General features: G+C 70.9%; 15 protein-coding genes. All 15 read right to left on the bottom strand.

What is annotated here, in order from left to right:
- Positions 1 to 61 precede the first annotated feature (61 nt).
- The 15 genes from H4687_RS11165 to H4687_RS11235 all read right to left on the bottom strand — a co-directional run bounded on the left by H4687_RS11165 (position 62) and on the right by H4687_RS11235 (position 18,383).
- Complete coding sequence (locus H4687_RS11165) at positions 62 to 1,222, bottom strand: right-handed parallel beta-helix repeat-containing protein (RefSeq protein ID WP_046913320.1); 1,161 nt, start codon at positions 1,220 to 1,222, stop codon at positions 62 to 64.
- 152 nt (positions 1,223 to 1,374) lie between these two features.
- Complete coding sequence (locus H4687_RS11170; RefSeq protein ID WP_046913321.1) at positions 1,375 to 2,487, bottom strand: right-handed parallel beta-helix repeat-containing protein; 1,113 nt, start codon at positions 2,485 to 2,487, stop codon at positions 1,375 to 1,377.
- 35 nt (positions 2,488 to 2,522) lie between these two features.
- Positions 2,523 to 3,719: a dienelactone hydrolase family protein gene (locus H4687_RS11175; RefSeq protein ID WP_050398315.1), complete on the bottom strand. Its 1,197-nt coding sequence runs from the start codon at positions 3,717 to 3,719 to the stop codon at positions 2,523 to 2,525.
- Complete coding sequence (locus H4687_RS11180) at positions 3,706 to 4,740, bottom strand: pectinesterase family protein (protein ID WP_046917906.1); 1,035 nt, start codon at positions 4,738 to 4,740, stop codon at positions 3,706 to 3,708. Before H4687_RS11180 ends, H4687_RS11175 begins: the two co-directional genes overlap by 14 nt.
- A gap of 1 nt (position 4,741) precedes the next feature.
- On the bottom strand, positions 4,742 to 5,860 hold the full coding sequence (locus H4687_RS11185) for a pectinesterase family protein (RefSeq protein WP_046917905.1): 1,119 nt from the start codon (positions 5,858 to 5,860) through the stop codon (positions 4,742 to 4,744).
- A complete protein-coding gene (locus tag H4687_RS11190; protein ID WP_046917904.1) occupies positions 5,860 to 7,167 on the bottom strand; it encodes a pectate lyase family protein in 1,308 nt (435 codons plus the stop codon). Before H4687_RS11190 ends, H4687_RS11185 begins: the two co-directional genes overlap by 1 nt.
- A 66-nt stretch (positions 7,168 to 7,233) precedes the next feature.
- Positions 7,234 to 8,040 carry a rhamnogalacturonan acetylesterase gene (locus H4687_RS11195; protein WP_046917903.1) on the bottom strand — a complete coding sequence of 269 codons (807 nt, stop codon included), beginning with the start codon at positions 8,038 to 8,040 and terminating at the stop codon, positions 7,234 to 7,236.
- Positions 8,041 to 8,149: 109 nt separating this feature from the next.
- Positions 8,150 to 9,496: an ABC transporter substrate-binding protein gene (locus H4687_RS11200; protein WP_046917902.1), complete on the bottom strand. Its 1,347-nt coding sequence runs from the start codon at positions 9,494 to 9,496 to the stop codon at positions 8,150 to 8,152.
- Between the two features lie 73 nt (positions 9,497 to 9,569).
- On the bottom strand, positions 9,570 to 11,564 hold the full coding sequence (locus H4687_RS11205; RefSeq protein ID WP_046917901.1) for a pectinesterase family protein: 1,995 nt from the start codon (positions 11,562 to 11,564) through the stop codon (positions 9,570 to 9,572).
- 32 nt (positions 11,565 to 11,596) lie between these two features.
- The gene (locus tag H4687_RS11210) at positions 11,597 to 13,213 is read right to left on the bottom strand and encodes a glycoside hydrolase family 43 protein (RefSeq protein WP_046917900.1); all 1,617 of its coding nucleotides are present in this window, start codon (positions 13,211 to 13,213) and stop codon (positions 11,597 to 11,599) included.
- Entirely contained in the window at positions 13,210 to 14,055 is an 846-nt protein-coding gene (locus tag H4687_RS11215) for a DUF6807 domain-containing protein (protein WP_046917899.1), read from the bottom strand. The genes H4687_RS11210 and H4687_RS11215 overlap by 4 nt, the downstream gene beginning before the upstream one ends.
- The gene (locus tag H4687_RS11220; protein ID WP_046917898.1) at positions 14,052 to 15,242 is read right to left on the bottom strand and encodes a Gfo/Idh/MocA family protein; all 1,191 of its coding nucleotides are present in this window, start codon (positions 15,240 to 15,242) and stop codon (positions 14,052 to 14,054) included. Before H4687_RS11220 ends, H4687_RS11215 begins: the two co-directional genes overlap by 4 nt.
- Positions 15,239 to 16,543, bottom strand: a complete 1,305-nt coding sequence (locus H4687_RS11225; protein ID WP_046917897.1) for a pectate lyase family protein — start codon at positions 16,541 to 16,543, stop codon at positions 15,239 to 15,241. Before H4687_RS11225 ends, H4687_RS11220 begins: the two co-directional genes overlap by 4 nt.
- Positions 16,540 to 17,442 (bottom strand): carbohydrate ABC transporter permease, encoded by a 903-nt coding sequence (locus tag H4687_RS11230; protein WP_005477791.1) that lies wholly within the window; start codon positions 17,440 to 17,442, stop codon positions 16,540 to 16,542. Before H4687_RS11230 ends, H4687_RS11225 begins: the two co-directional genes overlap by 4 nt.
- On the bottom strand, positions 17,439 to 18,383 hold the full coding sequence (locus H4687_RS11235; protein ID WP_046917896.1) for a carbohydrate ABC transporter permease: 945 nt from the start codon (positions 18,381 to 18,383) through the stop codon (positions 17,439 to 17,441). The genes H4687_RS11230 and H4687_RS11235 overlap by 4 nt, the downstream gene beginning before the upstream one ends.
- Positions 18,384 to 18,423 lie beyond the last annotated feature (40 nt).

Consider the following 18,423-nt stretch of genomic DNA (forward strand, 5'->3'; position numbering starts at 1 on the left):
AACAGCGCCCCCCGCCGGTGACGACCGGCGGGGGGCGCCTTCGCGCGCGTGGTGCGGCGGTTCAGCGCATCGTCGCTCCGATGGTGGTGGAGCCCGTGGTCAGGAACGTGGTGGCTGGCAGCGACCCGTCCGCCCGCCGCGCGCCGTACACGGTGGTCGGGGTCGTCGATCTGAAGGCCGGCGCGCTCACGCCGCTGTCCCAGCTGTTCGCGGTGGACACCGTGGAAGGGCCCAGCTCGGCCCTGTCCGCCCCGTTGTCCACCGCCAGGTTGCGGGCCAGACGGGCCGTGCCCGCCGCGAAGGAGAACCCGCTCTCCCCGTTGGCGTAGGCCGTGTTGCGGTCCAGCCGGATCGCGCCGGTGTTGGAGTCCCCGGTGAACCCGTGGAGCGCGTTGTCCGAGGCCGCGTTGGAGTCGACCGCGTGGGCGGCCGTCGCCCCTCCCCCGCCCAGCTCGAACCCGTTGCCCCGGCCCTCGGACGCGGGGTCGTGCCGGTGGTCCCTGCCGTTGCCGAAGGCCCAGGAGTGCTCGACGGTGACGGGCGAGGAGAACTGCCAGAGGTCGAGCCCGTCGTCCGCGTTGCCGTACAGGCGTGCGCCGGTGATCCTGTTGCCGGTGCCGGAGCCGAACTTCACGGCGATGCCGTCCGCGTTGCGGCCGTGGCCGGCGGCGTCGTCGTTGCCGTGGCTGTCCAGGTTCGCCACGAGGTTGTCGGTGGTGCCGTCGCCGCGCAGGGTGAACCCGGTGTCGCCGTTGTCCGCGGTGACGAGGTTCTCGAAGATTCCGCCGGTCGACGACGTGGCGACGAAGCCCTGCGCCGGGGAGTTCTGGAAGGTGAGGCCGGAGACCGTCCAGTAGTCACCGTGGATCCCGGCGAGCCAGGAGCCGGCGGCCAGCCCGGACCCGTCGATCCTGACCTTCTCGTCGCCGTACGCGGTGAGCGTGATCCGGGCCGAGGCGGTGCCGTTCGCCGTGGATCTCAGGGTGTGTGCCGGCCGGTAGGTGCCACCGCGCACCTGGATCGTCGTACCGGCGACGGCGTGCGCGACGGCCGACTCCAGCGACGCGGTGTCGGAGACGGTGACCGTGACCGCGGCGGCCGCGGCCCGGGCGTCGTCGTGCGCGAGGCCGAGGTGGACGCCGCCCGCCCCCGCCGCGACGGACACGGCGGCGGCGATCGACAGGGTCCGCGCTCTTCGATGGCGTCCGTGGCTGTGACGCACGGTGTTCCTTTCGCAGGCGACGCGTCTCGGGGAGACGAGGGACGAAGCGGGCCGGAGGGGCCGCTCCGGCCCGCTTCGTTCCCCTGGTCGCCGCCCGGCGGGAAAGGGTTGCCGCGCGCCCGCGAAACTGTTCGAAAGTTTCGCGGCGGAGTTCAGTTCATGGTCGCGCCGATCGTGGTGCTGCCCGTGGTCAGGAAGGTGGTCGCGGGCAGGGTGCCGCTGGACGAGCGGGCGTTGAACGTCGTCGAGGCGCTGGTCGAGCGGAAGGCCGGGGTCGAGACGCCCGAGTCCCAGTTGTTGCCGGACGACACGACCGACGAGCCCTTGTTGACCGAGCCGCCGCTGTTGCCCACCGCCAGGTTCTTGCCGAGGCGGGCCGCGCCGGTGGCGAAGTAGTAGCCCCACTTGGCGTTGGCGTAGGCGGTGGTGCGGTTGATGACGATGGCGCCCTTGTTGCTGTTCTCGGTGAAGCCGTTGCCCGCGTTGTCCCAGGCGGCCGAGTTGTTGATGACATGGGCGACGGTCTCGCCGTCGCCGCCCAGCTTGTAGCCGTTGCCGTCGCCGGCGAACGCGGAGTCGCCCCAGCGGTTCCTGCCGTTGCCCATCGCCCAGGTGTGCTCGACGGTGACGGGCGAGGAGAAGGACCAGAAGTCCAGGCCGTCGTCCGCGTTGTTGTAGAGGCGGGCACCGGTGATGAGGTTGCCGGAGCCGGAGCCGAACTTGACCGCGATGCCGTCGGCGTTCTCCCCGTGGTTGGCCGCGTCGTAGTGGCCGTAGGAGTCGATGTTGCGGACGGTGTTGTCGGTGGTGCCGTCCCCGGTGAGCGTGAAGCCGGAGTCGCCGCCGTTGATGGTCTTGATGTTGTCCCAGACCGTGGAGGCGCAGGACTGGCAGACGACCGCGCTGTCCGGGGAGTTCTGGAAGGTGATCCCGGAGACGGTCCAGTAGTCGGCGGTCAGCTTGAAGATCCAGCCGCCGGCGGGGAGGTTCGAGCCGTCGATCTTCACGGTCTCGGAGCCGTACGGCTGGAGGTATATCCGGCTGGAGGAGCTGCCGTTGGCCGTCGACTGGAGGGTCGCCGTCGGGTAGTACGTGCCGCCGCGCACCTGGATGGTGGTGCCGGCGGTGGCGTTCTTGATGGCGTTGGAGAGGTCGGTGGTGTTGCCGACGACGACCGTGGCGGCGTGCGCCTGGGTGGGGAGCACGGCCAGGCCGGCGCCGAGGGCGAGGGCGGTGCCCAGGGCGAGAGTGGTACGACGAGACATGGAGAGCGGTTCCTTTCTCGTGCGGGTGGGGTCGTTCACAGGACGGAGTCGAGCCAGTCGAAGACCTCGTCCTGCTGGGGCGCGGTGAAGACATGACCGAGGTCCGGCCAGGTGCGCAGCCGCAGCCGCTCCTCGGCGTGGCGGGACCGCCAGACGGCGCGCAGCTTGTCGTGGGCCACGTGGACGCCGTCGGCGGGGAACAGCGGATCGAGGCCGCCGTTCAGGAAGAACATCGGCTTGGGGGCGCCGATGCTCGCCACGTCGGGGAAGTCGAGGTGCCGGGCGAGCCCGGGGTGGAGCATGTAATAGGCGGACTGGCCGCGCAGGATGTTGTTGCCGGGGACCATGACCTCCTTGAGTCCGGTCATGCAGCAGACGCTCACGGTGGCCGCGATGTCGTCGCTGAGCGCGGCCGTCTGCCAGGCCCGGAACGCGCCCATCGAGAAGCCGAGGGCCGCCACCCGGCGCCGGTCCACCCGGTCGAGACCGGCCAGGAAGCCCGCCGCGCGCACGTCCTCCCTGGCCATGAGCCCGGCGAGGGACGAACCCAGGTTGTACAGGTTGGCGGCCAGGGCCTGCTGGTCCTCGTAGGCGACCGGGCCCCGGTCGCCCCAGCCGAGCGCGTCGACGGCGAGGACGACGTAGCCGCGCCGGGCCAGTTCGTCGCCGACGAACCGGCCGCCGAAGTACCGGTCGGCCCAGGCCTGCGCCGAGGGCAGCCGGCTCTCGTCGGACCAGGGCCGGACCAGTTTCTCCTTGCCGATGTCGAACCTGGCGCCGTGGTCGTGCAGGAGGAGGACGGCCGGGAAGGGCCCGGTCCCGTGCGGGGTGAGCAGAGCACCCCGGACACGGCCGTACCGGGTCAGGGAGAGGGTGACCGTCTCCCGCGTGAACCCGTCGCCCTCGCCGCTGCGCTCGCCGAACTCGGGTGCGTACGGCGTGTCGTCCCGGGCGACGAACAGGTGCTCCTCGACCTTCGCTCGCGCCACCCGCCGCCAGGTGCGGAAGTCCCGGACGGGTGAGGTGCCCCAGGCCAGCGGGAAGCGGAGTTCGTCCTTGAGGAGGGGGTAGAAGTCGGGGAGGGTGCCCGGCGGGGCGGCCGGGGCGGGGACGGAGCCTCCGGCGGCCGCCGCCGTTCCCGCCCCCGCCAGGAGCGCCGCCGCCCCCGCGCCCACGACGAAGGAGCGGCGCCCCACGGGGTCACGGCCTCCGGTCGGATCACCGGTGGCCATAGGGCCTCCAGTCCCCCAGGTACGTCCGGCGCGTGTGCGTCGCGGCTTCGGCCTCCGTCAGCTGCGGCCGGTTCTCCGGCACCGCGACCACCGCGCCCGGACCGGAGTTGGCGTACTCCCCGAAGCGCATGGTCTGCCAGGGGTAGGCCTCCCGCATGTTGGTGTACGGGGCGACCGCGTCGATCCCGGGCCCGATCCAGGTGTCCCGCACGACCAGCGAGGGCCAGGCGGTCGTCTCGTACGAGGGCACCCAGGGCCGGGCGATCTTGTACGCGGCGTCCTCGGCGCCGGAGGTGATCCGGCCGCGCAGGACGAGGAAGCCGTAGGGGTTGGCGCGGGCGGTGGCCGGGGCGAAGACCATGCCCTTGGGGGTGAAGGACACGTCGCGCCGGAGCGTGCGGAAGTGGCAGGCGTCGAAGACGGCCCTGGCCCGCCCGAACACGAAGTCGACGTCACCCTCGATGTGGCAGTGCCGGTAGTACTGCCGGTCGAAGGCGTCGAGCGCGGTGGTGTCCGCGAAGAGGGTGTCCTGGTGGCCGAGGAACCGGACGTTCTCGAAGTGCGAGCGGTCCCCCGTGACGTACGCGGCGACCGCCTGGGTCCCCGTGTAGTCCGGATGGTCCGCGCGCAGCCAGTCGTTGGCGAGGGTCAGGTCGCGTACGGTCAGCCCGGCCGCCGCCGAGGTGAAGGTGGCGGAGCCCGCGGTGCCGTAGGTGCCGCCCTCGGGCCTCGGGGTGCCGTTGGCCCGGTCGAAGACGACGACGGCGGCGCGGGGGTCGCGGGACGCGCCGCGCAGAATCAACTCCCCTTTCTCTGCTGGGATGTTGACGACCTCGCGGTACGTCCCCGGGTGGACGACGATGGTCCACCCGGGGCCGGTGACGGCGTCGACGGCGGCCTGGACGGACCCGCCGGGCCGCACGTGCAGGACCCGGCGGGCGTGACCATGGGTGAGGGAGGGGGTGGTGCCGACGGCCGCCAGGCCACCGGCGAGCCCGGTGAGCAGGGTGCGCCGGCGCATGTCAGCACCTCTCCCACGGGGTCCAGTCGCCGAGATACGCCTCCCGGGTCGCCGACGCGGCTTCCGCGCGCGTGAGCTGGGGCCGGTTCTCGGGGACGGAGACGACGGCGCCCGGCCCGGTGTTCCGGTACTCGGCGAACCGCTGGTCCTGCCAGGGGAAGCCGGCCGACATGTTCGTGTACGGGGCGACCGCGTCGATCCCCCGCCCGAGGTGACTCTCGCGCACGGTGAGCATGGGCCGGGCGGTGGTGTCCGAGCTGGGCACCCAGGGGCGGGCCAGCTTGTAGGAGGCGTCCGGGGCCTCACTGGTGATCCGGCCGCCGGTGACGAGGTAGCCGCGCGGGTTGGCGCCCGCGGTGGAGGGCGCGAACACGAACCCGTACGGGGAGGACTCCAGATCGGTCCTGGTCAGCGTGTGGAAGCGGCAGCGCTCGAACACGGCCGTGGCCCGCCCGAAGACGAAGTCCACGTCCCCTTCGGCATAGCAGTCGCGGAAGTACTGCCGGGCGAAGGTGCCGAGGGCCATCGAGTCGGCGTACAGCGTGTCCTGATGCCCGAGGAACCGGCACCGCAGGAACGCCGCCCGGTCGCCCTGCACCTTGATCGCGACGGCCTGTGTGCCGCTGATCTCCGGGTGGTCGGCACGCAGCCAGTCGTTGGCGAAGGTGATGTCCCGCGCGGTGAACCCGTCGGCCTGCACCAGGGTCGTGGCGGACCCGGTGGTGCCGTAGGTGCCGCCGCCCGGTTTCGGCGTACCGGCCGCGTTGTCGTACACGATCACCGCGTCCCGGGCGTTCCCGGAGGCCCCGATCCAGGTCATCCGGGTACGGGCGACGCTGACGGCGACGGTCTCGCGGTACACGCCCGGCGCGACGACCAGCGTGTATCCGCTCCCGCTCGCGGCGGTCACCGCGGCCTGGACGGTGGTGAAGTCACCGGCTCCTGCGGCGTCCACGTACAGCGTCTGCGCGTCGAGCCGTGCGGCGGGCGATCCGTGCCGGCCGAAGACGCGGCGGCCGTGGGCGGCTCGGGCGGGGGATGTGAGGGTGAGGGCGAGGGTGGTGCCGAGGGCGGCGGTCAGGAGGGACCGTCTGCCGACCCTGCGGCCGGAGCCCCCCATCAGCACACCTTCCCGGCACCCGCGCCGTTCCCGACGATGCCCGGCACGGCACGCGGGGAGTCGACCTTGGTGCGCAGGGTGGGGGTCCACCCGGCGCCGGACTGCAGGATCTCCGTGGGGATCTCGGCGTTGTGCACGGCGATCAGGTCCGTCAGCTTGCCGTTGACGTAGTTGTTCTGGGCCGTGAGCGGGGACTCGTTCCACTTCTTCAGGGCCTTGCCGACGCTCGCGCCCGCCGGCAGCGTGATCGCGTTGTCGCTGGCGTGGAGCTGCGAGCGGATGCCGACGCCGAAGATGTAGTAGTCGGACTTCTGCGCCTCGCCGACGACGTAGTGGTTGTTGTAGACGTCGACCTGGCCGAACCGCACGCGCGGGGAGCGCTGGAGGATCCCGTCGAAGCGGTTGTGGTGCATGGTGACCTTGAGCTTGCCGGAGTCGGTGGTGGCGGTGCTGTCGCTGTTGCCGATCAGCATGTTCTTGTCGTGGTCCTGGAAGCGGTTCCAGGACACGGTCACGTGGTTGGCGCCGCGCACGATGTCCGTCAGCCCGTCGTGCTGCTGGAAGACCTTGCCGAAGTAGACCGGCCGCTCGCTGTCGGGGTAGCGCCCGTCGGTGAACGTGTTGTGGTCGAGCCACACGTGGTCGGTGCCGTAGACCACCACGGCGTCGTACTCGGAGTTCCAGTTGCCGGTGTTGTTGTCGTCGGTGGGGTCCCACTTGGGGAAGCAGTCGAGCGGCGCCTCGATGGTGAGGTTGCGCATGATGACGTTGGAGACGCCCTTGATCTGGATGCTGCCGCCGAGGATGCCGGAGTGCTTGCCGACGCCGACGATGGTGGTGTTGCTCGGGATGTTGGCCTTGATCTCCGAGTCCTGCCGGGCGGCGGAGGCGACCCGCGCGTCCTCCTGCGGGCCCTTGGCGACCTCGTCGTTGCCGTACACGGCCGGGTCGTAGTCCTTGAGGTACTGCTGGAGGTCGTAGCCGCCGGCGACGAAGGCCTCGCACCCCTCGGAGACGGCGTCGATCATGCCCTTGACCTTGATGATCTTCGGCGCGTCACCGCCGTCCCGCAGCGCGGCCTTGAACTCGGCCCAGGTGGTGACGGTGTAGACATGGCCGGCGTCGGCCGTCGAGCCTCCGGTGGTGCCGCCTTCGGCCGAGCCCCAGCCGTCACCCGCGCCGAGCACCTGCCGGCCGAGGTCACGCCCCTGGGCCTGGGCGACACCGGTGCCCGTGACGCCGAGGACGAGGGCGGTGCAGCCGATGACGGAAGTCATGACGTGGGCATGCCAGATACGAGGACGCATGGATGTGGTTCCTTTCGAAGCAAAGGGGGGTCTTCGGGGGCGCGCGAAAGCCGCGCGCGCGGGGAGCTACGCCTCGGGCCAGGTGATCCAGGAGTCGGGGATCTCCTCGGTCAGCCGACGCACGTCGAGCCGCGACAGGACCCGGCGCCGCAGCAGCTCGGAGGCGACCAGCCGCGCCACGGCGATGGCTCCCGGCGGGTTGAAGTGGGTGTTGTCCTGCTCGGTCGCGGTCCAGTTGAAGTACTTCTTGGTCTCCTCGACGCCGAGCCTCTGCCACAGCGCGAGGGACAGCGCCTGGATGTCGAGGAGCGGGACCCCCTCCTGCGCGGCGAGCGCGATGGCCGCCGCCGGATACTCGCCGTGGGTGGGCAGCGCGGTGCCCGCCGCGTCGAACTTCCTGCGTTCGACCGAGGTCGCGAGCACCGGCCGGGCCCTCCGGGCCCGCGCGCCGTCGATGTACTGGCGCAGATGGTCCTGGTAACTCGTCCACGGCTCGGTGTAGCGCGTGGGGTCCGCGATCTTGGAGTCGTTGTGCCCGAACTGGATGACGAGCAGGTCCCCGTGGCCGATGGCGTCGAGGATGACGTCCAGGCGCCCCTCGTCGATGAAACTCTTCGAACTACGGCCGTTCACCGCGTGGTTGGAGACCTTCAGTCCCGAGCGGAGGAAGAACGGGAGCGCCATGCCCCAGCCCGTTTCGGGGGCGGCGTCGGCGTACTTCTGCGCGGCGGTGGAGTCGCCGGCGATGTAGAGGGTGCGTTCCCGACGGGCCCCGCGGGGCGCGGCCGCGGCGGACGCGGGCCCCGTGGCGGCGACGGCGAGCGGAACGGCGGCGAGCGCCGCGGTGGTGACCTGTCTACGGGTGAGTGACACGTGCGGGTGCCTTTCCAGTAGGCCCCGCGCCCCGATCTGGGGCGCGGGGAACTGCGCGACCGGCCGAGTGCGAACCGGTGGCCGGGAGACCCGGCCCACCGGCGGAGGGTCAGCCCTTCTGTTCGTTCCATTCGGCCTGCGCCTTGTTCAGCTGGTCGGCCAGGGCGTCCAGGAACTCCTTCGCGCTGGTCTGGCCGTCCATCACCTTCTGGAAGGCCGGCTCGTTGTCGGTCTTGGAGATCGTGTTCCAGTCGGGCAGGTAGTACGGCAGCTGCACGATGGTGGTGGATCCGTCGGTCAGCGCGGCGGCGGCGAGCTTGGTCGGCTCGGCCTCGGAGATCCAGCCGTCCTTGGCCGCGTCGTTGTTCGACGGCACCTGCCCCGCCGACTTGTTGAACTTGGAGTTCTCCTCGTGCGAGGTGGCGAACTCGATGAACTTCCAGGCGGCTTCCTTGTTCTTCGAGCTCTTGAACAGCCCGAGCCCGTCGACCGGGTTGGAGACCTGGACCCGCTTGCCGTCGGAGCCGGTGGGCTGCGGGATGCCCCGGAACTTGTCGACGCCGAACGCCTTCACGTGGTCCTGGTAGGAGCCCAGGTTGTGGTTGAGCATGCCGATGGTGCCGGAGTCGAACTGGGCGACCATCTTGGTGAAGTCGTTGTTGAGGTCGGCGGCCGGCGTGACCTTCTTGTAGAGGCCGACGTACTTCTCCAACGCCTTGACGTTCTTCGGGTCGTTGACGGTGCTCTTCTCACCGCTCGCGTCCCAGAACGAGGTGATCCCGGACTGCCCGTACATCGCGTCCAGGGCCTGCGCGATGGAGCCGGCGCCACCGCGGATGGTGTAGCCGAACTCGTTCTTGCCCTTGTTCGTGAGCTTCTCGGCGGCCGCGTAGAACGTGTCCCAGTCGGTCGGCGCGTCCAGGCCCGCCTTCTTGAACAGGTCGGTGCGGTAGTAGAGGACACCGTTGTTGGCGGAGGTCGGGATCGAGTAGAGGGCGTCGCCGCCGCCGGCGGACTTCAGCGACTCGACCATCGCCTCGTTGAGCTTGCCGTTCAGGGAGGACTTGGCGAGCCGGTCGTCGAGCGGCTCCAGGGTGTTCTGGGCCGCGAACCCGGCGGCCATGGCCGCGCCGACACCGCCGACGTCCGGGAGGCCGCCGCCCTGGATGGCGGTGTCGACCTTGGACTGGTACTCGGTGGAGGCGATCCCGACGTACTCGACCTCGATGTCCGGGTTGGCCTTCTCGAAGTCGGCGATGATCTCCTTCCAGATGTCGGTGCGGACACCGCCGTTGTTGTCCCAGAAGAGGACCTTGCCCTTGCCGCTGCCCTCGGAGCCCTTGTCGCCGCCCGCGCCGCTGCCGTCGTCACCGCAGGCGGTGGCGGTCAGCGCGAGGACGGATCCCAGGGCGACGGCCACGGCGGCGCGCCTGCTTCTGCGGTTGCTGATCTTCATGGAACGGCTCTCTTCTGCTGGATACGAGGGTGATGAAGTTGTGGGGGGGTCTGTGCTGTCTCCGGGAGCGGACTCAGTGGCCGGCGCGCCGGCTGTGCGGCGCCCAGCCGTCCGTCCCCGCGAGGTACGTGGTGACCGTGTGGGCCGACGCCTGCGAGGCGTCGAGCTGCGGCCGGTCAGCGGTCACGCCGGCCCCCGGCCCGTACGTCCGGTACTCCGTGAACCGCGCGTCCTTCCACGAGAAGCCGCTCATGTCCGTCCACGGCGACGACTTGACCGCGGCGGGCAGTTCGGTGTCCCGGAAGAGCACCTGGGCGACGGCGTCCGGCTCGCCGCCCGGGTGCCAGGGCCGGCCGAGGTGGTAGGTCCCGGCGGGCGCGTCACTGACGACCTTCGACCGGGTGATCAGGAAACCGTAGGGGTTGCCCTTCCAGGTGGAGGCGGCCGTGATGTAGCCGTTGTTGCTGTCCGAGCCCCGGCTGAGCGCCTTGATCAGGGAACGCTCGATCACCGTCGTGGCCCGGCCGTAGATGAAGTCGACATCGCCCTCGATGTACGAGTCGCGGATGTAGACCCGGCTGACGACGTCGAGCTTGGGGCTGTCCGTCATCAGGGTGTCCTGGTTGCCCAGGAAGGCCGTGTTCTCGAAGACGATCCGGTCGCCGGTGGTCTTCATCGCGAGCGCCTGCTCGCCGTTCACCTCGTGGGCGGCCTCGTCGAAGTCGTTGCTGAAGGTGAGGTTGCGGGCGGTGACGTCACTGGCGAGGATCCGCACGGTGGCGCTGCCGTTGGAGCCGCCGTTCGCGGCGGGCGTGTCGAAGACGATGACGGTGTCCGAGCGATCCTGTCCAGTCCCCCGCAGCACCAGGTTCGGCTTGTTCGCGGGGATCAGGACCTTGGCTCGGTAGGTGCCGGGCGCGATGCGGATCGTGACCGTGCCGTCGTTGCCGGCGGGCACGGCGTCGACGGCGGCCTGCACGGTCGCGTGGTCGGCGGGGACGTTCAGCACGGTGTTGGTGCCGAGCGTCTTCTGCGGGCCGGAGAACCGGGTGACCAGGGCGGGGACGGCGGCGGCCGGGTCGAGGCGGTAGCGGTAGAAGTCCCTGGGGTCGAAGGCGGCGCCCCAGGCGTCCCGCCGTCCGCCGACGTTCTTCAGGATCGACCCGCGCTGCACCAACTCGGCGGTGGCGTCGGCCTGGTAAGGGTGCCGGACGCCGTCGTAGTAGCTGTTCTCGATGACCATCTTCGTCCGGCCGCGCGACCAGTTCCCGTACGTCCACACGGGGTCGCCGTCGGCCACCTGCGCCGAGAGGTAGTTGTTGTAGAGGTGCGCGTAGGCGCAGTTGTCGGCGGAGGGGTTGCGCTGTTTGGTGCCGGTGAACCAGTTGTGGTCGATGGTGATCTCGGTCCGGACGTTGGTGGTCCAGCCGATGCCGAGGGCCTTGTTGTGATTCCTGAACTGGTTGTGGGAGACGGTGATGTACCGGCTGTCCTTGCGGATGTCGAGCAGTCCGTCGCCCATGTGCTCGAAACGGTTGTGGTCGATCCAGACGTGGTCGACGGTGTCCATCTGGATCGCGTCGAAGTCGGTGGTCTTGCCGTCCCAGTCGCCCTCGACGTAGGAGTCCCGGATCGTCAGGTTGCGGATGACGACGTTGCTGGTCCCGGGGCCCAGGTGCAGCTCGCCGTGGACGATCTCGCCGGTGTCGCCGACGCCGATGATCGTCTTGTCCGAGGTCACGGCGATGTCCGAGCCGAAGGGGGCCACCTCGATCGCCCCGGCCACGCGGATGACGTAGGGCTCCTCCGCGGAGGCGTACCGCATCAGCGAGGCCTGGTCGGTGACGGTCACGACCTTGCCGCCGGCGCCCCCCGTGGTGCCGCCGTCGAGGGAGGCGAAGCCGTGCGGCCGGTCGCTCCAGCGGGGTTTCGCCGTGGTGACGGCCTCGGCGGGCTGTGCGGCCTCGGCCGGGGTGAACGCGCCGCCCAGGAACGAGGCGATCAGGGCGGTGACGGCGGTTAAGGCTCTCCCTCGATGCGGCAAGCGCTTGCTACGGAGGTGCGTCATTGCGGCTCCCAACAGGCGTACGAAGTCTGGGGTCAGGCGGTCGTGGCGCGTGCGGCGGTGATCCGGAACTGGGTGAACGTGGCCGCTCCGGCGGGTCCGCCGCCGGTGGGCGCGACCGCGAAGAGGCCGAGCAGGGCGCCGACCCAGCGCCAGGGGGTCGCGGCGAAGACCTGTCCCGAGGACTGCCACCCCTCCCCCACGTCGTAGGAGTAGCGGCAGCGGGCCCCGGCGGCGGTCTCGATCCGCAGCCGGGCCCGTCCCTCCGGCGCCGGGCGGGGATGGCCGGCGTCCCGTTCCCGGTCCGCCACGGTCTCGGCGAACCGGTGGACGAGGTGCACGGTCCCGTCGGCCCCCCGCTGGAGTCCGATCCAGCGGAACGCGTCCCCGAGCACGGCGAGCCCCGCCCGCGCCCCCGGTTCCTCGCTGTCGAGCCTCAGCTCCACCTCGATCACGGCCGGGATCCCCGGCAGCCGCTGTGTGAGCACATTCGCCAGTTTCCGCAGGTCGTGCGCGTGCACGGAGCGCACGCACGTGAGCCGCAGCCCGTCCCCGGAGTGCTGGGTGGCCCAGCCGTCCTGGGGGTTCGCGGTCCACTGCCACTGGCGTCCGAAGCGGCCGCCGGGGAAGTCGTCGTCGGTCGCGGGCGCGGCCGGCGGCTGTGCCGGCAGCGCCGGCTTGCGGTGGACGGCGACCGGGGCGCCGTCGTCGCCGATCACCGGCCAGCCGCCCGCGGCATCCCAGCGCATCGGCTGGAGGTGGACGACCCTGCCGTACGCGCCGCGCTGCTGGAAGTGCAGGAACCAGTCCTCGCCGGCCGCCGTGCGCACCCAGCCGCCCTGGTGGGGCCCGTTGACCTCGGTGTCCTTCTGCTCCAGGGCGATGTGTTCCTCGTACGGGCCGAAGAACTCGCGGGAGCGGAAGACGCCCTGCCAGCCGGTCTCCACGCCCCCGGCGGGGGCGAAGATCCAGTACCAGCCGTCGTGGCGGTAGAGCTTGGGGCCCTCCAGGGTGAACCAGCCGGGGAGCCGGTCCGCGTCGACGACGACCTTGCCCTCGTCGAGCAGTCCGGTGCCGTCGGGCCGCATACGGTGCCCGGTGAGCCGGTTCTTGATCCCGGAGCGGGACCTGGCCCAGGCATGCACGAGGTGAGCCTCGCCGGTCTCCTCGTCCCACAGCGGGCAGGGGTCGATGAGTCCCTTGCCCTCCTTGACCAGGTGCGGGCGGGTCCAGGGGCCCCTGATGCCGGGGGCGTTGACCTGGAAGACGCCGTGGTCGGGGTCGCCCCAGAAGATCCAGAAGCGGTCGTCGAAGTGCCGCAGCGAGGGCGCCCACACCCCGCAGTCGTGGCGCGGGACCCTGAACTCGGCTGCCGGTTCCAGGAGTTCGAGCGCGTGGCCGACGAGCGTCCAGTTGACCAGGTCCCGGGAGTGGAGCAGGGGAAGGCCTGGAGCCCGGCCGAAGCTGGAGGCCGTCAGATAGAAGTCGTCGCCCACGCACAGGACGTCGGGGTCGGACCAGTCGGCGTCGAGGACCGGGTTGCGGTAGGTGCCGTCGCCCTGGTCGGCGCAGAAGGCGGGCGTGGTGACGGCGGACACGGTGCCTGCGGACGAGGTGCCGGCACCGGTCGTGGCGGCGGACAGGCTGCTCATGCGCTCACCGCCTTCCGCGCGAGGGCGGCGGCCTCGCCCCGGTCGAGGATGCCGTCGGCGACGATGGTGACGACCCGGCGTACGGCGGTCTCGCCCGGCCCGATCGCAAGGCGCTCGCTGTGGGCGAGGGAGGAGCCGACTCCCGGGTACTCCTCGGCGCGCACGAACCACGGGTCGCGGCGGGTGGCGTCGGTGGCCCCCGCGAAGACGAGCGTCCACATGCCGCCGGCCAGGGCGAGCCAGTCGGCGCGGCGCCCGTGGACCGCCGACTCGCCCTCCGCGTCGGCGGTGAAGACGCGGGGTGCGGCGGCCTCCTTGCGGGCCCGCCAGAAGAACCCGCCGTACGCGGCGCCGGGGCGGCCGTTGGTGGCGGGGCTGCCGATCGAGACCGGGGCGTCGGTGGTGTTGGTGAGGGAGAAGGTGAAGTCCAGCGCCCAGGCGGATTCGGTGAGTTCGGTGGCCGCGACCGTACGGCGCTCGCGCAGCAGCTCTCCGGGGGACGCCACCCAGCGCAGTTCCTCGACGAAACCGTCGGGGTCCCGCAGCTGGAAGGCGATGTGGCGCTGGGAGCCGTGGTTGGCGAGTTCGGTCGGGCCCCGGTCGCGAACGTAGGTGCGTCCGCCCCAGAAGTTGTGCCCCTCGACGTCGGGAACGGCGACACCGACGCCGAGGTGGTGGGTGTGGTCGGCGGGGCTCAGTTCGGTGACCGCCGTACCGGACAGGGTGGTGACGGGGTGCAGATAGGGGCGGGGCGAGTGCCGTTCCGGCAGTTCGGGCCGGGTGAGGTAGCGGCCCACCGGACGGCCCGCCACCCGCAGGACGAGGGATGCGTCGGTCATCATGTGCTCACCTCTTTCGCCGGTGCTTCGGGCAGCGCCCAGGGGGCGCCGAGTTCGGAGTAGAGGGCGAGGTTGTCGGCGGCGGCCGCGACCAGGCCGTCGATGCCGTCGACCACCCGGCGCTCCTCGTCGGGCAGCCGGTGCCAGGCGCCGGCCGGGAGCGCGATGGGGTCCGGGGCGGCCCGGATCGCCTCGACGACCTTCATGAACGCGCCGGTGACCGCCGGCGGGACCAGCAGCTCGGTGCCGTCGACGAGGTGGTCGACGAGGTTCTCCAGCAGGTCCGTGCGGTCGAACTCGATCTCCTCCGGGCCGTGCCCGGCCCGCTGGACCAGCACGCGGTCCTGCTTGTACCAGAAGGTGATCCGGCCGCTGGTGCCGTGGACGACGTTGTACGGCTCGTCCGGGTCCTCCGCGCACAGGGTGGCGGCGACGGTGATCCGGCCGCCGTCGGCGGTGGTGACCCGCACGCACGAGGTGTCGTCGGACTCGATGTCGTTGGCGCGCAGCAGCTCGGTCTCGATGGCCGTGACGTCCTCGGCGCGGCCCGCGCCCGCGAGCGCGAGCCCGGTGGCGACGGCGTGCGCGAGGGGGTTGGTGAGCGCCCCGTCGATCACGTCCACGCCGTTCAGGCGACGCTTGCCGGCCCAGGGCGCCCGCCGGTAGTACGCCTCGGCGCGCGCCCAGGCGCCGGCTCCGCCGATGCCGACGACCTCGCCGATCAGGCCGTCCGCGACCATCTTCCGGATGGCGGGCAGGGCGTGCGAGCCCAGCGACTGGAAGCCGATCTGGCAGACCGTGCCGGCGTCCGCGACCCCGTCCGCCATACGGCGGAACTCGGCGTAGGACGGGGCCGGCGGCTTCTCCAGCAGCACGTGCACGCCCCGCCGGGCCGCCGTCAGGGCCAGGTCGGTGTGGGTCGGGATCGGGGTGCAGATCACCGCGATCGCGGCGCCCGTCGCGTCGAGGAGCGCCCCGAAGTCGGCGGACTGCTCGGGCGTGCCGAGACCGTCCGGGATCTCGTCCGCGCCCAGCGGGGTCAGCTCGCAGATCCCGGCGAGCCGGACGATCCCCTTGTCCTGCAGCCGCCGGATGTTCTCCAGGTGCCAGCGGCCGTGGCCGCGGGCGCCCGCGAGGACGAGCGGCAGCGGGGTGTCGTAGGCGGTGGTCTCACGGTTCATCGGGGTCATCGGATCCTCCCTGCGCCCGCGCCGCGGGCCACCTCTCGGTCGGCCCTCCCGGCGCTGTCGATCTTTTGGTGCAGGGTAGGCGTCCAGCCGACGTCGGCCGTGAGATCACGCTCGCTGCCGGAGTTGTAGGCGTTGTGGATGGCCAGGAGATCCACCGGATAGCCGTTGAAGAGGGTGCCCGTCTGGTGCAGGGCGGTGCCGTTCCAGCTCTTGACCAGGTCGGCGGCCTCGATGTGGCCGGGGGTGGTGAAGGCGTTGTTCTCGGCGTACACGGCGGACTCGGTGGAGACGCCGAGGGAGTACCGGAAGTCGTGGGCGTCGGCCGGGACGACGTAGCGGTTGTTGTAGAGGTGCACCTGGCCGAAGCGGACGCGCGGCGCGCGCTGCACGACGTTCTCGAACTCGTTGTGGTGCAGCGTCACCCGCAGCCTGCCCCGGTCGCCGGTGGCCGTGTCCCCGTTGCCGATCAGGATGGCCTTGTCGTGGTCGGCGAAGCGGCTCCAGGAGACGGTGACCAGGTCGGAGGCGTTGGTGATGTCGAGCAGGCCGTCGTGCCGGAGGTGGTTACGGCCGAAGTACGTCGGCTCGTCCTGGTCGGTGTGCCCCCGGTCGGAGATCGTGACGTGGTCGATCCATACGTGGCGGGAGCCGCGCACCCAGATGTTGTCGTACGCCGTCTTCCAGTCGCCGAGTCCGCCGGTGTTGGGCTGCCAGACGGGGAAGCAGTCGTAGGCGTCGCGGAGTTCGAGGTCGCGGACGATGACGTTGTCCACGCCCCTGAGCTGGAGGCTCGCGCCCTTCAGGACGGCCCCCTTGAGGCCGACGAGGGTGGTGTTGGGGCCGACGGCCAGCTCGACCCGTTCGGCCTGCTTCGCCGCCGACGCCTGGCGGGCCTCCTCCTGGGGGCCGGCGGGCTTGGCGGAGCCCCAGGTGCGCGGGTCGTACGCGGCCAGGTACTTCCTCAGGTCGTAGCCGTCGGTCGCGTAGTCGGCGCAGTCGAGCCGGTCCCCGTCGTCGGAGGTGTTGGCGTCGACGGTCCCCGCGATCCGGATGATCTTCGGGGTGGCGCTGCCGCCGTCCAGGGCGCGGACCAGCTCGCTCCGGGTCCGGACGGTGAAGACATGGGCGTCGTCTGCGGTGGAACCCCCCGTGGTACCACCGTCGGCTGCCGCCCAGCCGTCGTCCGTCGCGAGCGTGTCGCGGCCGATGTCCCGGGCCTCGGCCCCGGCCGGGGTGGTGAGCGTGGCGCCCAGCACGCCGGCGAGGGCGAGGAGCTGCGCCGCTCTGCGGCGTGCGGTCATCCCTTCACCGCCCCGGCGCTGAAGCCCGTGATCAGCCACTTCTGGATGAAGGCGAAGACGATGACCACGGGCACGGCGGCGATGATGCCGCCGGCCGCCAGCGCGCCGAGGTCCACGCTGTCCGCGCTGAGCAGGGTGTTGAGGCCGACCGGGATCGTCTGCTTGTCCTGGTTGCTGAGGAACATCAGGGCGAACAGGAAGTGGTTCCAGGAGTGCACGAAGGCGAAGGAGCCGACGGCGATCAGGCCGGGCCGCAGCAGCGGCAGCACGACCACCCGGAACGCGGTGAACCGGTTGCAGCCGTCCACCCAGGCCGCTTCCTCCAGCGTGTACGGCACGTTCTTGATGAAGTTGCTGATCAGGATGATCGACAGCGGCAGCTGGAAGACCGTCTCGGCGAGGATGACGCTGAAGAGCGAGTTGATCATCCGCAGCTCGGCGAAGATCTGGAACAGCGGGACGAGGAGCAGTGCGCCCGGGACGAACTGGGAGCACAGCAGCGCCAGCATGAACCCGCGCTTGATCTTGAAGTCGAAGCGGGCGAGGGCGTAGCCGCCGGCCAGGGCGACGAGCGTGGTCATCAGCAGGGTGACGACACCGACGAGCACGCTGTTCTGGAAGTAGACCCCGAAGCTGCGCTCGTTCCACACCTTCTCGAAGTGCTCGAACGTCACCGGCCACGGCACGAGCGAGGTCGAACCGGGCTTGCGCAGCGCGAAGAGCAGGATCCAGTAGAAGGGGACGAGGGTGAAGACGAGGTAGATCCCCAGCGGCAGGTAGATCTGCCAGCGCGGCACCTCGTCCCAGGCGCGGCGGACCTTGTGCGGGCGCTGCGGGGGCTCCTCGGCCGCGGGCGCGGACGTCACCGGTACGGTCCTCTCGGCGTCCTTGGTGATCACTTGGACTCGCCTCCGAACTTGCTGAGCCGCAGATAGACCATCGAGCAGAAGAGCAGGATCACGAACGCGACCGTGGTCAGGGCGGACGCGTAACCGAAGTTGTGGGCGTCGACCGAGGTGTTGGCGATGTAGAGGGGGAGCGTCGTGGTCTCCCCCGCCGGTCCGCCGCCGGTCAGGGTGTAGAGGAGGTCGACGTTGTTGAACTCCCACACCGCGCGCAGCAGCGTGGAGAGGATGATCGCGTCCTTCAGGTGCGGCAGCGTGATGTGCAGGAACTGCCGGACCCGGCTGGCGCCGTCGACCTCGGCGGCCTCGTACAGGTCCTTCGAGACGGACTGGAGGTCGGCGAGGATGAGGATCGCGAAGAAGGGGACACCGCGCCACAGGTCGGCGACGACCGCCGCCGAGAAGACGGTGGAGGTGTCGGAGAGCCAGCTGGTGCCGTACTCGCCGATGCCCATGTCCGCGAGGTAACGGGTGATGCCCGTCTGGGAGTTGTAGAGGAGCACCCAGATCGCGGAGGTCAGCACGCCGGAGACGGCCCAGGGCGAGAAGACCAGCGCCCGGCCGACGGCCCGGCCGACGAAGGTCTGGTTGACGATGAGCGCGAGGGCCAGGCCGAACAGCAGCTGCAGCGAGACCTCGACGACCACCCACTTGGCGCTGAAGACGAGGGTGTCCCAGAAGAGGGGGTCCTCGGTGAAGGCGTGGACGAAGTTGTCGAAGCCGGCGAAGCCGTTCCGCCAGGGCTTGGTGGGGTTGTAGTGCTGCAGGCTGTAGTAGAAGACGCTGATGACCGGGTAGGCGATGAAGCCCAGCATGAGCAGGGCGGCCGGGGCGATCAGCAGGTAGGGCAGCCTGCGCGGTGTCGCGGAGGCACGGCGCGCACGGCTCCGCCGGGGTGGCGCGGGCGGTTTCGCCACGGCTGCGGCTTGGGCCATGACTGGGGCTCCGTTTCTGGGTACGTCGTGGTGCGTTGCG

The organism is Streptomyces stelliscabiei (assembly GCF_014873495.1).
Taxonomy (GTDB): domain Bacteria; phylum Actinomycetota; class Actinomycetes; order Streptomycetales; family Streptomycetaceae; genus Streptomyces; species Streptomyces bottropensis.

Bases quoted from the DNA above. Each gene is read 5' to 3' on its own strand.
- H4687_RS11170 (WP_046913321.1), bottom strand. From the start codon at position 2,487: ATGTCTCGTCGTACCACTCTCGCCCTGGGCACCGCCCTCGCCCTCGGC.
- H4687_RS11175 (WP_050398315.1), bottom strand. From the start codon at position 3,719: ATGGCCACCGGTGATCCGACCGGAGGCCGTGACCCCGTGGGGCGCCGC.
- H4687_RS11180 (WP_046917906.1), bottom strand. From the start codon at position 4,740: ATGCGCCGGCGCACCCTGCTCACCGGGCTCGCCGGTGGCCTGGCGGCC.
- H4687_RS11185 (WP_046917905.1), bottom strand. From the start codon at position 5,860: ATGGGGGGCTCCGGCCGCAGGGTCGGCAGACGGTCCCTCCTGACCGCC.
- H4687_RS11190 (WP_046917904.1), bottom strand. From the start codon at position 7,167: ATGCGTCCTCGTATCTGGCATGCCCACGTCATGACTTCCGTCATCGGC.
- H4687_RS11200 (WP_046917902.1), bottom strand. From the start codon at position 9,496: ATGAAGATCAGCAACCGCAGAAGCAGGCGCGCCGCCGTGGCCGTCGCC.
- H4687_RS11205 (WP_046917901.1), bottom strand. From the start codon at position 11,564: ATGACGCACCTCCGTAGCAAGCGCTTGCCGCATCGAGGGAGAGCCTTA.
- H4687_RS11210 (WP_046917900.1), bottom strand. From the start codon at position 13,213: ATGAGCAGCCTGTCCGCCGCCACGACCGGTGCCGGCACCTCGTCCGCA.
- H4687_RS11215 (WP_046917899.1), bottom strand. From the start codon at position 14,055: ATGATGACCGACGCATCCCTCGTCCTGCGGGTGGCGGGCCGTCCGGTG.
- H4687_RS11220 (WP_046917898.1), bottom strand. From the start codon at position 15,242: ATGACCCCGATGAACCGTGAGACCACCGCCTACGACACCCCGCTGCCG.
- H4687_RS11225 (WP_046917897.1), bottom strand. From the start codon at position 16,543: ATGACCGCACGCCGCAGAGCGGCGCAGCTCCTCGCCCTCGCCGGCGTG.
- H4687_RS11235 (WP_046917896.1), bottom strand. From the start codon at position 18,383: ATGGCCCAAGCCGCAGCCGTGGCGAAACCGCCCGCGCCACCCCGGCGG.